This window comes from Saccharibacillus sp. O23 (assembly GCF_002205895.1).
GTDB lineage: Bacteria > Bacillota > Bacilli > Paenibacillales > Paenibacillaceae > Saccharibacillus.
The window spans coordinates 222096-234402 of the sequence record NZ_NJDE01000004.1 but is presented as its reverse complement, the minus strand read 5'-3'; the positions used below and the strand labels follow the sequence as shown (position 1 = coordinate 234402).

Annotated in this window: 13 protein-coding genes; 8 read left to right on the top strand and 5 right to left on the bottom strand. The window is 56.4% G+C overall.

Annotated features, from left to right (window positions below):
• The first annotated feature begins 7 nt into the window (after positions 1–7).
• On the top strand, positions 8–2464 hold the full coding sequence (gene gyrA / locus CDO73_RS07435; protein ID WP_088487879.1) for a DNA gyrase subunit A: 2457 nt from the start codon (positions 8–10) through the stop codon (positions 2462–2464).
• Positions 2465–2598: 134 nt separating this feature from the next.
• Entirely contained in the window at positions 2599–2988 is a 390-nt protein-coding gene (locus tag CDO73_RS07430) for a DUF4181 domain-containing protein (RefSeq protein WP_088487878.1), read from the top strand.
• 93 nt (positions 2989–3081) lie between these two features.
• Here CDO73_RS07430 and CDO73_RS07425 read toward each other — a convergent pair whose 3' ends face one another.
• Both CDO73_RS07425 and CDO73_RS07420 read right to left on the bottom strand, forming a co-directional pair.
• On the bottom strand, positions 3082–3813 hold the full coding sequence (locus CDO73_RS07425; RefSeq protein ID WP_088487877.1) for an RluA family pseudouridine synthase: 732 nt from the start codon (positions 3811–3813) through the stop codon (positions 3082–3084).
• Positions 3813–4682, bottom strand: a complete 870-nt coding sequence (locus CDO73_RS07420) for a class I SAM-dependent methyltransferase (RefSeq protein WP_088487876.1) — start codon at positions 4680–4682, stop codon at positions 3813–3815. The genes CDO73_RS07425 and CDO73_RS07420 overlap by 1 nt, the downstream gene beginning before the upstream one ends.
• 214 nt (positions 4683–4896) lie before the next feature.
• On the opposite strand from CDO73_RS07420, the gene CDO73_RS07415 reads away from it, so the two are divergent.
• Positions 4897–5346 carry a flavodoxin gene (locus tag CDO73_RS07415; RefSeq protein WP_088487875.1) on the top strand — a complete coding sequence of 150 codons (450 nt, stop codon included), beginning with the start codon at positions 4897–4899 and terminating at the stop codon, positions 5344–5346.
• Positions 5343–6083 (top strand): hypothetical protein, encoded by a 741-nt coding sequence (locus tag CDO73_RS07410; protein ID WP_088487874.1) that lies wholly within the window; start codon positions 5343–5345, stop codon positions 6081–6083. The genes CDO73_RS07415 and CDO73_RS07410 overlap by 4 nt, the downstream gene beginning before the upstream one ends.
• Positions 6084–6216: 133 nt before the next feature.
• Here CDO73_RS07410 and CDO73_RS07405 read toward each other — a convergent pair whose 3' ends face one another.
• Together CDO73_RS07405 and CDO73_RS07400 are read right to left on the bottom strand one after the other, a co-directional pair.
• Positions 6217–7068: a GNAT family N-acetyltransferase gene (locus tag CDO73_RS07405; RefSeq protein WP_088487873.1), complete on the bottom strand. Its 852-nt coding sequence runs from the start codon at positions 7066–7068 to the stop codon at positions 6217–6219.
• A 136-nt stretch (positions 7069–7204) separates the two neighbouring features.
• Entirely contained in the window at positions 7205–7381 is a 177-nt protein-coding gene (locus CDO73_RS07400) for a YjfB family protein (RefSeq protein WP_088487872.1), read from the bottom strand.
• A 701-nt stretch (positions 7382–8082) separates the two neighbouring features.
• On the opposite strand from CDO73_RS07400, the gene CDO73_RS07395 reads away from it, so the two are divergent.
• The 3 genes from CDO73_RS07395 to CDO73_RS07385 all read left to right on the top strand — a co-directional run bounded on the left by CDO73_RS07395 (position 8083) and on the right by CDO73_RS07385 (position 10911).
• Positions 8083–8478 (top strand): Fur family transcriptional regulator, encoded by a 396-nt coding sequence (locus tag CDO73_RS07395; protein ID WP_088487871.1) that lies wholly within the window; start codon positions 8083–8085, stop codon positions 8476–8478.
• Entirely contained in the window at positions 8454–9224 is a 771-nt protein-coding gene (locus tag CDO73_RS07390; protein WP_088487870.1) for a response regulator transcription factor, read from the top strand. The genes CDO73_RS07395 and CDO73_RS07390 overlap by 25 nt, the downstream gene beginning before the upstream one ends.
• A 229-nt stretch (positions 9225–9453) precedes the next feature.
• Positions 9454–10911: a catalase gene (locus tag CDO73_RS07385; protein WP_088487869.1), complete on the top strand. Its 1458-nt coding sequence runs from the start codon at positions 9454–9456 to the stop codon at positions 10909–10911.
• Between the two features lie 47 nt (positions 10912–10958).
• On the opposite strand, the gene CDO73_RS07380 is transcribed toward CDO73_RS07385, so the two are convergent.
• Positions 10959–11309: a hypothetical protein gene (locus tag CDO73_RS07380; protein ID WP_088487868.1), complete on the bottom strand. Its 351-nt coding sequence runs from the start codon at positions 11307–11309 to the stop codon at positions 10959–10961.
• Between the two features lie 224 nt (positions 11310–11533).
• Between CDO73_RS07380 and CDO73_RS07375 the strand changes: the two genes are divergently transcribed.
• Positions 11534–12181, top strand: a complete 648-nt coding sequence (locus tag CDO73_RS07375; RefSeq protein ID WP_088487867.1) for a sugar O-acetyltransferase — start codon at positions 11534–11536, stop codon at positions 12179–12181.
• Positions 12182–12307: the final 126 nt, after the last annotated feature.

Genomic DNA, 12307 nt, shown 5'->3' with positions numbered 1-12307 from the left:
TTAACCTATGAGCGTACCGGAAGAACTATTCAAACCGGCATTTCTCGAAGAAGTGGTCGGCGACCGCTTCGGCCGGTATTCCAAATATATCATTCAGGACCGGGCCATTCCCGACGTGCGCGACGGGCTGAAGCCCGTTCAGCGCCGGATTCTGTACGCGATGTACGAATCGGGCAACACGCCGGAGAAAGGCTACCGCAAATCGGCCAAAACCGTCGGCGACGTGATGGGCAACTATCACCCGCACGGCGATTCTTCGATCTACGAAGGCATGGTGCGGATGGCGCAGCCGTGGAAAATGGCGCATACGCTGGTCGACGGACACGGCAACTGGGGTTCGATCGACGACGACCCGGCGGCGGCCATGCGTTATACCGAAGCCCGTTTGTCGACGATCGCGATGGAGATGCTGCGCGATATCGACAAGCGTACCGTGCAGTTCAAGGATAACTTCGACAACACGGCCAAAGAACCGGTCGTGCTGCCGGCCCGTTATCCGAACCTGCTGGTCAACGGCGTCAGCGGCATCTCGGCGGGCTTCGCCACGGAGATTCCGACGCACAACCTGCGGGAAGTCATCGACGCGTGCATCGCGGTCATGGAGAATCCGGAGATCGATCTCGACGGCATCATGCAGCATATTCAGGGACCGGATTTCCCGACGGGCGGGATCGTGATGGGCGAAGCGGGCATTCGCGAAGCTTATTCGACCGGCCGGGGCAAGATTCAGATCCGTTCGAAGACGGAGATCGAGAATCTGCGCGGAGGCAAACAGCAGATCGTCATTACGGAAATTCCGTATCAGGTCGTCAAAGCGCGGCTGGTGACGGCGATGGAGAATATCCGTCTGGAGAAGAAGGTCGAAGGCATCGCCGAAGTGCGGGACGAGAGCGGCCGCGAAGGCATGCGCATCGTCGTCGAGCTGAAGAAAGACGCCGACGCGAACGGAATCTTGGCGTATCTGCTCAAGAAAACGGATCTTCAAGTCAGCTATAACTTCAACATGGTGGCGATCGTCAACAAAGCGCCGCAGCAGCTCGGCGTCAAAGCGATTCTCGAAGCGTATATCGCGCACCAACGCGAAGTCATCACCAAGCGGACGACGCACGAATTGGACAAAGCCAAAGACCGTTCCCACGTGCTGGAAGGCTTGGTCAAAGCGCTGAACATTCTGGACGACGTGGTCGCGGCGATCCGCGCTTCGAAGAACCGTCAGGACGCGCAGAACAATCTCCAATGGATGTTCGGGTTCACCGAACGCCAAGCCGATTCGATCTTGACGCTCCAACTGTACCGGTTGACCAATCTGGAGATCACGCAGCTCGAAAAAGAACATGCCGATCTGGAGAAGCGTATCGCCGTACTGGAAGGCATTCTGTCCAGCGACCGCAAGCTGAACGGCGTCATCCGCAAAGAATTGACGGAGATTCGCGACAAGTTCGGCATCGCCCGCCGTTCCGAACTGCAGAGCGAAGTCGAAGAGATCAAACTCAATCTCGAAGTCATGATTCCGCAGGAAGACGTCATCGTCTCGCTGTCGCAAGAAGGGTACGTCAAACGCACGGGCATGCCGTCGTTTACGCGTTCGGGCAGCGATCGCAACGCTTCCGGCGTTCGGGAAGGCGATTATATCCGTCATCTGCTCGACGTGAGCACGCTGGATCGTCTGCTGGTGTTCACGCAGCGCGGACAATTCTATCTGCTGCCGGTCCATCAGATTCCGGAGTTCAAGTGGAAAGACAACGGCACGGCGATCGTCAACGTCATTCCGCTCGACAAGGAAGAACGGATCGTATCGATCATTCCGGTCAAAGAATTGGAAGAGTCCGAACAGTCGCTGGTCTTCGTCACGCGCAAAGGCCAAGTGAAGCGGACGCTGCTTCGGGAATACGCGACCAAGCGCGCGGGCGGCGTGGCCGCTTGCAAGTTGACCGAAGGAGACGAAGTGCTTCAAGTCAATCTCAGCGACGGTAACAAAGATATTTTGCTCGTAACGGCGGAAGGCATGAGTATCCGTTTCGGCGAGCAGGAAGTGTCGACGATGGGCCGGGTATCGACCGGCGTGCGGGGCATTCAACTGAAAGAAGGCGACGAAGTCGCGGCAGCTTTATTCGTTACCGGCGACGACGGCGAAGTGCTGGTCGTCAGCGATCTGGGTTACGCCAAACGTTCGATGCTGCTGGAATATCCGTCTCAAGGACGCGGCGGCAAAGGCATCGTAACGTTCGAATTCAAAGAAGGCAAGCGCGTGAAGCCGAACGGAGCCCGGTTGGTAGGCGCTTATAACACGAGCGGCGTACTGCCGAGCGTGGCGGTGCTGTCCAGCGGGGAAAGACTGGAATTCCCGGCGGCCAAAGCGCCGCTTACGGAACGCAAGCATATCGGGAAAGCGTTGATTACCGTAGACAAGCCGGATACGTTGACGGATCTCCTGCTTTCGTTCGAACGCGAAACAGGCGCATAACAGTCGGAATATAAGAAGAACCTCTTCGCTTTTCGAAGCCGAAGAGGTTTTTCTTTTGCCTGAAAAGCAACGATTATCCGCTCCCGAGCGTCTTAATGAATAGAACGGCATCTAAAAAAGCAGGGAGGAATACCATGCTCCATATTGTCTATCTGTACGCGTTCGCCGTGATGGGACTGCTGCTGACGGAGCGGCTTGCGACGAAGCTGATATTGGTATTGAACGACGAAGAACTAAGCACGTTCAAAAAAGAACATCTCTCGCAGACCGACGGATATCGGGTTTATTGTTGGGGGATCGGCATCGGCGCTGCGGTATTGACCGTATTGTGGTTGTTGAACGATTTGACGAGCGTCAGTCCGTTGATTTTCGTCGTCACGACGCTGGTCTGCGCTTTTCGAGCGCATCTGGAGAAAAAGTATATTCCCCATACCCGCAAACATCGGGTTTCTTGGATTACGGCAGCCGCCGCAGCGGCGATCAGCTGTATCTTTTTCGCCATCTGGCTCGTTTATTTCAAATAACGCAAAAAAAGGCCGTTCCTCCGGCTGCGCAAGCAGCTTTCGAAACGCCTTTTTTTGTGCGCGGATTCCGCTCGCCCTGCGAACTTTCCTGCGTTATTCGCCGTGCTCCAGCTCGTCTTTCAGCAGCTTGTACACATTGTCGGACCAAGCGCTCCACGGCGCGATGCGCGAGTCCGGCAGCGAAACGAGCAGCGTCGATTCTTTGGTGATCGGATGCGGGAAACGCAGTCTGACCGACCATAACGCGATTTGTTCGCCCGGTCGGGTCAGCGACGCGCCGTATTTCTGGTCGCCGTACAGCGGACAGCCGATCGAACTCATCTGCACGCGAATCTGGTGCGAGCGTCCGGTATGCAGTTCGACGCGGACCAACGCGCGTTTGCCGTCGTCGGCCAACACGACATAATCCAGAACCGCTTCTTTGGCGCCCGCCGTTCCTTTGCTTACGGCGGTCACCGTATTGGTCTTTTCGTTTTTAAGCAAATAATGGACCAATCGTCCTTCGCGCTGGCGCGGAACTCCGTTGGTCACCGCGATATACGTTTTGCGGATCGAATGGGTCCGCACGGCGTCCGACAGCCGGGAAGCGGCTTTGGACGTTTTGGCGAAGATCATGGCGCCGCCGACCGGACGGTCGAGGCGATGGACCAGACCCAGAAATACGTTGCCGGGTTTGTCGTGCCGGATCTTCAGATCGTTCTTGAGCAGCGTCAGCATGTCCGGGTCGCCGCTGGCGTCTTCCTGCACCGGGATATTCACCGGCTTGACGACGCCGAGCAGGTGGTTGTCTTCCAGCAGCACCGGAATGCCGGACAAGCCGCTCATCAGTTGGACTCCCAACGGCCGAGGATGCCGCAAGGCAGCGTCAAGCCGGAGCGGGAGATCGGCAGGCCGATCTCGCCGGCGCTGATCCGACCGCCGTAACGCGGCTTCATGGTCATCTCCAGCATGTTCGACAGTACGGTCGGCGAGATGCCGGTCGTATACGAGTTGATCAGCAGGAACAGCGGATCGTCCGAGAGGATCTGCATGCAGGATTCGAGGAACGGATACAAGCTGGACTCCAGCTTCCACGTCTCGCCGTTCGGACCGCGTCCGTAAGAAGGCGGGTCCATGATGATCGCGTCGTATTTGTTGCCGCGGCGCTGTTCGCGCTGCACGAACTTGAAGACGTCATCGGTGATGAAACGGACCGGACGGTCGCTCAGACCCGAGAGTTGAATATTTTCTTTGGCCCATTGGACCATGCCTTTGGCCGCGTCGACGTGCACGACGCTCGCGCCGGCATAAGCCGAAGCTACCGTTGCGCCGCCCGTATAAGCAAACAGGTTCAAGACCTGAATCGGACGTCCGGCATTCTGGATCTTGTCCATCATCCAGCTCCAGTTCGCGGCTTGTTCCGGGAACAGCCCCGTATGTTTGAAGCTGGTCGGCTTGATGTAGAATTTCAGTTTGTCGTCGTACGAGATCGTCCACCGTTCCGGGAGCTGTTTTTTCCAAGTCCATGCGCCGCCGCCCGACGAACTCCGATGGTAATGTCCCGCCGTCTCCCGCCACGGTCCGCTTTCGTCCGCGATCGGCCAGATGATCTGCGGGTCCGGACGCCGCAGCACCACGTCTCCCCAACGTTCGAGCTTGTCGCCCGCGCCGGTATCGATCAATTCGTAATCTTTCCAAAGTTCAGCCATATACATTGCGTTTAAACCACCCTTATTTAGTTGTTGTTGCTTTCTGAGCTTTCCGAAGAACGCTTGATTCCCAGACTATTATTCTACCCGAGGAGGGGACAAAAAGCCAGAAATTCAAAGTATATTGACATTGATAATCATTATCATTTATGATGAAGCAGAACGAATCCTTCGAAGCGGAGCGGTTCTTGATTTTACGATGAATTCTGGAGGTCTGACCATGAACAAACTCGTTCTTATATACGCCAGTCTAACCGGCAACACCGAAGAAATGTCCGAACTGATCACGAGCGGAATCGAAGAAGCGGGCGGTTCGGCAACGGTGAAAATGGCCGACGAATGCAGCGCGGATATCCTGCTCGACTACGACGGCATCATTTTGGGAACCTACACTTGGGGAGACGGGGAGCTGCCGGACGAGTTTCTGGATTTCTACGACGACTTGGAGAATCTGGATCTGACCGGCAAAAAAGCGGCGGTGTTCGGAAGCGGAGACACGGTGTACGAACAGTTCGCCAAAGCCGTCGATCTGCTGCAAGAAAAACTGGCGGAGCGCGGCGCGGAGATCGTGTCGGAACCGTTGAAGCTGGAGCTGAATCCGTCCGGCGACGAACGCGAAGCCTGCCGGGCGTTCGGCAAAAGTTTCGCTTCCGGCACGGTCGGCGTATGAGTACGGATCGCGAAGCGCCGCTGCTTCGGGACTATCGGCTCGAACGCTGGCTGGCTTCCGCGCGGTATGCCGATTCGGCGCGCGGCACCTGTTCTTCGCACGGAGGCGACTACCACTGGACCGAGCGTGTCCAGTACGCGGTCGGCCATGCGGTGAACCGCTATTATTCGGCAGATCCTGCGATGCGACGTCATGCGGATGCCGGGGAGTTGGTCGACTATCGTTGGCCGCGCCGCATCGCGTATTTCGATTCGGAGCAGAGCTATTGGCAGTTGAAAGATCAGGTCGCCCGCAACCTGCACGCTTTTTTTGCTTCTGACGGTTACGAAGGACAGCGGCCCGTGATGCTCTACGAGACTTTCGAGACGCGGATCGAGGAATTGGGCATCGACCTCTCGATGATCGTGCAGGCGGCATGGCAGGGCACGGACGAGCAAGGACTGCATCTGCAAAAATTCGTCGTCGAATACGATCCGGCAGTATTGGACGGCTACCGACATGCGGCTCGCGTGTTCTGCCGCTGCGCGTTCGGTGCCGATCCGGCGAAGATCGAGGCTTATCACGTATTAAGCGGAGAATATATCGACCTTTCGCTGGACGACATTCCGTACGAGAACTCGTTGGATTATCTGAAATTGGCTTACAGCGGCATGAAGCAGGGAGACGAAGAACAGTTGTGCGTTTGCGGACGATGCCGACGGGAAAAAGAAGCTTCGACGGAGCTTAGGCTCAGTTGATCTTCGATTCGGCCGATCCCGATTTACGCTTGGCGCCGCCGCAAACGACGCAAAAGCCTTGCCGAAGACCGTCATCGAACGGTCGGGCAAGGCTTTTGGTCGAGCGGAGCGAACGTTCGTGGAGCGCGGCGGATCAGAGTAGAAGTTCGTAGTAGTCCTGCACCGCATACGAGCGGAATCCGCAGCTTTCGTACAAGTGCAGTGCATTGTCGTTCTGCGTTTCCACGCCGATATGCGGCTGTAAGCCGGCTTCATTTTCTCGGCGAATCACTTGTTTAAGCGCGCTGCGCCCGATCCCGTTTCCGCGATAATCCGCGTCGACCACGAATCCGAACACCCAGGCCTGTCCGGGTACGTCGTAATCCATGGCCAGCGTGCCGACCGTTTCGCCATGCAGAACGAGCATGCTGCGGCTGCGGCTCGCGCTGCGCTGCTCTTCTTCCAGCATTTGCTCCGTATCGATTTCGCTCATCTCGAACCCGTCCTCGCACAGTCTCACGATGTCTTCGCGATCTCCGGGTTCGTAAGGACGATAAGAGACGGACGGCAGAGAACGCGTCTTGTCCTCCGAAGGTTCCTGCACCGCGTCCGCTTGCCAAGCCATCTCGTATTCGGAAAACGAGTAGCGGCAGCGGGTCGTTTTCAGCCATTCGGACGCGGAAACGGAAGCTTTCGGAGCGTTCAGCAGCACGGAAGAAGCGGCAGCCAAACTTCCGGAAGCCGAAGCTTCCTGCCAAAGTCCGGTGAAGATTCCTTTCCTGCGGTAATCCGGATGAACCATGCCGCAGACCTCGAATTTTTCGCCGAACCTGTAAAGCGCCAAGAATCCGACCAACCGATCGTTTTCGTAACGAAAATAATCCATGTCTTCGGAACGCGAATCCGATCTCAGCATTTCGTCGTTAAGTTTGAGCAGAATCCCGTCTTGCCGTTCGCAAAGCCGCTGCAGCGACTTGATGTCTTGCAATTGTCGTTCGTCCAGCAAAATAACCTCCCGTAATTCGTTTATGTAAGCGATACGCAGGCAGGCGGAATCCGCTTGCGAGATGCGTTTATCATAACATAAGCCCAAAAAACCCGGCAGCAGAATTTCCGCTTCCGGGCTAAGGCCGCACGCTTTTTTACGCGCGAAGATCGATCGAGCCGCCCAAATGGGGCGCAACGCTCGTCTCGAGCATCTTGGCCATCTGATCGCCCTGCTGTTTGGCTTGGTCCACGGCGATATTCATCACTTGGATCGAAGCTTGTTGGGCTACGCTTGTTTGGCTCATTACCGTAGAAAGTGCCGCGATATCCATATCGGATTCCTCCTTTCCGGCTGGCGGACTTCGTGTCCGACAAGATAGCTGCCTATATCGATTATCGGCATCGGGACGCCGAAGGCGAATAGGGCTTTTGTTGTATTCGTGATGTTGTAAGTTCCGGTTTGACTTCTTCTGGAAAACGAGCTATAATATATTTCATGTGGACACTTGAATAACGAAAATGCATATGCAGCATGCTTTGAAGATCCGAATCGCACTGGCGCGGTCATCGGAGCCGCAAGGATGGAAGAGAGGTAGGGCTTTCGTTGTTTTAGATTTCAGAGAACGAAGCCTTTCACCGTAGAGTGACAGCTCATGATTATTTGGACATCACGATTTCGCCGTAATGCGACGATCTGGCGGTCGTACGCGACATAGGCAAACATACAGCAAGGAAGACGATTCATCCATGAGGATCGGTTTCGGCAAGCGAAATCGTATGATTATTGGCAAGAGTGCCGGGAGAAGCCCGGCGAACGGTAAGAGGTTTCTCGGTTATTCAAGTGAAAAGCGGCGGAACGTACAGCATTACGTTTACTAAGTCCGCTATCGACGGCCGTCCTTCGGGACGGCCGTTTTTTGCGCGCTTCTTTTGCCGAATGCCTTGATTCTCCTCCGAAATAGATTTATACTTATTCTAAATTGAAATCTATGCAATCAAGATGATCCTAAACCATAAATGAGGAATGAACGAGATGAAAACCATTAATTTGACGACCCAGCGTCAAGCGGTCTACGACGTGGTACGGGAAGCGGAAGACCATCCGACGGCGGCCGACGTGATGAACCGTTTGGTGGAACGCGGACACAGTTTCGCTTACGGAACGGTTTATAACTCGCTGCGCTATCTGACCGACAAAGAAATGATCCGCGAACTCAAGCTCGGCGAAACGGCCAGCCGTTACGATGCGCGCACGGACGACCATCAGCATATCGTTTGCGAGGTGTGCGGCAAAGTCGGGGAAGTGATGACGCCGATGCCGGAAGAGTGGCTGGCGAAAGTGGCGGAAGAAACGGGTTACGAGGTGCATGAAGCTCATATCGTGGTGGAAGGAGTGTGCGCCGAATGCAGAAGCAAGCGCAAGAGATGATCGTATTGGAGACGGACGCTTTCGAACCGGAAGTTTGCGAGATCACGAGAAAGATCATTATCGTCAGCCCGTTTCCCGGGCGGATGCACGAGCTGATGCGCACGCTGATGGAAGCCTGCTTCGACGTGCTCGTGTTTCACCGGTGGGAACATTCGGAAGCGGGAGCGCTGCAAGCCGATCTGCTGATCTTCGACGTCAGCGGTTCGCAGGACGAAGATCCGGTAGGCGCTTTTCGGGAAAATATGCATCCGGTACATGCCGCGGTGCCTACGCTGTTCTTGGTGGACGAGCGGATGTTGGACGATCGGAGAAGCGGCGGACACGAGGAACTGCTGGTCTGGCCGGCTCGCCCGCAGGAAGGTCTGCATCACGTCCGCCGTATTCTGCGCAGCGTCTCTTCCCGCGAACTTGATCCGGGAACGGCGGCGGACGTGGAAGCCGTGCGCGACCAACTGATCTTCAAAGACCTGCGGATCGACCTGCGTCGCATGACCGTATACCGCGGAGGATCGCGAATCGATCTGACGAAGACGGAATACGAGCTGCTTCAGCAGTTGATCGAAGCCCGGGGAGGCGTGCGCACGCGCGAAGATTTGTTGAACCGCGTCTGGGGCACGCAATATTTCGGCGGCAGCAACGTGGTGGACGTGCATGTCAAGAGCTTGCGCAAAAAGCTCGGAGACAGCGCGGGCCAACCGTTGTATGTGGCGACCGTACGGGGAGTCGGATACCGCTTGGCGGACTGAGCGGGTATCGCGCATCGGCAAAAGCTGCGGCGCGTCGAGCGAAGATGAAGAAAGGCGGCGTTCGCCGAGCGCCCGCCTTCATCGGATCTTCACCAAAGCCTTATGTGCCGCTCATGATCGATCTTTCGGAGAGATGGTAGAATTCAATCATCGATTTAGATAAGGTCTAAAACCAATTCTAAATGTTAAGCGATGGCTTTTACCTCCAACCTCGAAAGGAAGATCGGATATGACGGATTACAGACTGACGACCAATCAAGGAGCGCCGGTAGGCGACAATCAGAATTCCAGAACGGCAGGCCGCCGCGGTCCCGCGCTGCTCGAAGATTATCATCTGCTCGAAAAACTGGCCCATTTCGATCGCGAACGGATTCCGGAGCGCGTCGTGCATGCCAGAGGAGCGGGCGCGCACGGAATCTTCAAGACCGAGTTCGGCATGTCGGAATATACGCGGGCGGCTTTTCTGAGCGAGGCCGGACTCGAGACTCCGGTATTCGTTCGCTTCTCGACGGTCATTCACGGCACGGGCTCGCCCGAGACCGCTCGCGACCCGCGCGGCTTCGCCGTCAAGTTCTATACGCAGGAAGGCAACTACGATCTGGTCGGCAATCATCTCCCGGTCTTCTTTATCCGCGACGCGATCAAGTTCCCGGATATGGTCCATTCGCTCAAACCGGACCCGCGGTCCAATCGTCAGGAACCCGGCCGTTATTGGGACTTCATGACGCGCACTCCGGAATCGACGCATATGATGACCTGGTTGTTCTCCGATCACGGCACGCCCGCCAATTACCGCGAGATGGACGGTTTCGGCGTCCATGCCTTCAAATGGGTGAACGAGTCCGGACGCGTCGTTTACGTCAAATACAAATGGGAATCGCTGCAGGGCGTACGCACGCTCAGCGCGGCGGAAGCCCGCGACGTTCAAGGCGAAGATTTCAGCCATGCCACGCGCGATCTGTTCGATCGGATCGAGGAAGGCGATTTCCCGCAGTGGACGTTGAAAGTACAGCTGCTCGACCCCGAACGCATGGACGATTACGCGTTCGATCCGCTCGACCCGACCAAGGTCTGGCCCGAAGACCAGTTCCCGCTTCGTACGGTCGGCACGATGACGTTGAACCGCAATCCGCGCAATTTCTTCGCCGAAGTCGAACAGTCCGCTTTTTCGCCGAGCGCGCTCGTGCCGGGCATCGAACCTTCGGAAGACAAGCTGCTTCAAGGACGCCTGTTCTCGTACCCGGATACGCAGCGCTACCGTCTGGGCGCCAACTATTTGCAGCTTCCGGTCAATTGTCCGTACGCGCCCGTGCGCAACCATCAGCAGGACGGCGCCATGAATATGCGGAGCGATCTGCCGCAGGACAATTACGAGCCCAGCCGCCACGAATCCGATCCGGTCGAAGATCCGGCTTACCGCGAGTCCGAAACGCCGCTCGAAGGCCGCGCGACCCGTCAGCGTATCGTCAAGACCGACGACTTCTCGCAGGCGGGCGAACAGTTCCGTTCGTATACCGCGGAGCAGCGGAACAATCTGATCGCGAATATCGTCAACGATCTTCGTCAGGTCGGCGAAGATACGCAGATGCGCGCGATCTGCAACTTTATCCGCGCGGACCGCGAATACGGCATGGTGTTGGCCCGAGAACTCGGCGTCGATATTTCCGGATTCATGGGCGGCCGATAAGCGCGTTTGCCGCAGCTTCACGAACCGATCGCAAGAAGGCCGGCGCGTTAACGGGTGACGATCTCGTGTTCGATCAGACCGGCTTCCCGGGCGGCGCTGGCCAGCTGAATGCGCATGATCGTCTGCGATTCGCTGATAATGAACACGACTTTCTCGAATCCGGTCTCTTGGTAGCCGACGAACGCGCTTTTGAGCTTCTCGATCTCATGGACGCGCAGCAGATTCATTTCGCGGCAGTCCACTTCGAGCGTGAACGCGGACGCGTCGATCGACGACGTGATTTTGTGGTAATCGCGTATAAAGTTCTGGTAGTCTTCGGGCGTGAACGTGCCGGTGATGCGCATATCGATCTTTTTCTCCGCCGGACGGGATTGGATATGGTAAGGAACGGTTGGCATGAGACTTCGCCTGCCTTTCGGAAATGTTCTTTGGATCCTCTGTCTAACGGGCTTGCGCCGATCTTGCCTCAACGAATTCGGAACATCCGAAAGTTATCCCTATTTTACATGCTTTTCCGTCGGGTCGATACCGTTTCGCGCAGATTGGGACGAAAAGCTCCGACCGATATTGAGGATTGCGCGGCCGAACGTTACAATGTGCGTATAAGCAGAGGAGGCCCGACATGACGGAAGAGGAACGCATACACCGAGGGATCTTGTTTTCTCCGGCAGCTCCCGAACTGAAAGCGATCAAGCTCGAATCCCATAAGCTCAGCGCGCTCTACAGCCGTACGTTCGAAGACGAGACGGAAGAAAGAGCGAGGCTGTTGGAGCGGCTGCTCGGCAGCTTGGGAGAAGGAGGGTTTATGCAAGGACCGATTTTTTTCCATTACGGCAAACATACCGAGATCGGCAAACACTTCTTCGCCAATTACAATCTGACCGTGCAAGACGATGCCAAAGTCGCGATCGGCGATCATGTCAGCTTCGGACCGAACGTGACGATCGTAACGCCGGTGCACCCGTTCGTGGCTTCGGAACGTCGGGCGATGTTCGATCGCAGAGGGGAAACCAAGTCGCTGTGTTACGCCAAACCGGTAACGATCGGAAACGACGTCTGGATATCGGCGGGCGTGACGATCTGCGGCGGAGTCACGATCGGCGACGGCTGCGTCATCGGAGCGGGCAGCGTGGTCACGCGGGACATTCCGGCGAATTCGCTGGCTGCCGGTTCGCCTTGCAAAGTCATCCGGCCGATCACGGAGGCCGACAGCATGCGGTTCAAGCCCGAGATTCTGGCGGATTGCCGAGTGATCGAACCGGAAGAATAAGCGTCGAACCGGAAGTTTTCGAATGGAAGACGCCCATATAAACGCGCAGGTCCCTTCTTGGGGGCCTGCGCGTTTCGGTATCCGGGATCTTTTCGGACGAATTCGCTTGTTCCGATTGGCGCAAGC

Excerpts from the sequence above, each read along its gene's own strand:
- gyrA (WP_088487879.1), top strand. The coding sequence starts at position 8 with ATGAGCGTACCGGAAGAACTATTCAAACCGGCATTTCTCGAAGAAGTG.
- CDO73_RS07430 (WP_088487878.1), top strand. The coding sequence starts at position 2,599 with ATGCTCCATATTGTCTATCTGTACGCGTTCGCCGTGATGGGACTGCTG.
- CDO73_RS07425 (WP_088487877.1), bottom strand. The coding sequence starts at position 3,813 with ATGAGCGGCTTGTCCGGCATTCCGGTGCTGCTGGAAGACAACCACCTG.
- CDO73_RS07420 (WP_088487876.1), bottom strand. The coding sequence starts at position 4,682 with ATGTATATGGCTGAACTTTGGAAAGATTACGAATTGATCGATACCGGC.
- CDO73_RS07415 (WP_088487875.1), top strand. The coding sequence starts at position 4,897 with ATGAACAAACTCGTTCTTATATACGCCAGTCTAACCGGCAACACCGAA.
- CDO73_RS07410 (WP_088487874.1), top strand. The coding sequence starts at position 5,343 with ATGAGTACGGATCGCGAAGCGCCGCTGCTTCGGGACTATCGGCTCGAA.
- CDO73_RS07400 (WP_088487872.1), bottom strand. The coding sequence starts at position 7,381 with ATGGATATCGCGGCACTTTCTACGGTAATGAGCCAAACAAGCGTAGCC.
- CDO73_RS07395 (WP_088487871.1), top strand. The coding sequence starts at position 8,083 with ATGAAAACCATTAATTTGACGACCCAGCGTCAAGCGGTCTACGACGTG.
- CDO73_RS07390 (WP_088487870.1), top strand. The coding sequence starts at position 8,454 with ATGCAGAAGCAAGCGCAAGAGATGATCGTATTGGAGACGGACGCTTTC.
- CDO73_RS07385 (WP_088487869.1), top strand. The coding sequence starts at position 9,454 with ATGACGGATTACAGACTGACGACCAATCAAGGAGCGCCGGTAGGCGAC.
- CDO73_RS07380 (WP_088487868.1), bottom strand. The coding sequence starts at position 11,309 with ATGCCAACCGTTCCTTACCATATCCAATCCCGTCCGGCGGAGAAAAAG.
- CDO73_RS07375 (WP_088487867.1), top strand. The coding sequence starts at position 11,534 with ATGACGGAAGAGGAACGCATACACCGAGGGATCTTGTTTTCTCCGGCA.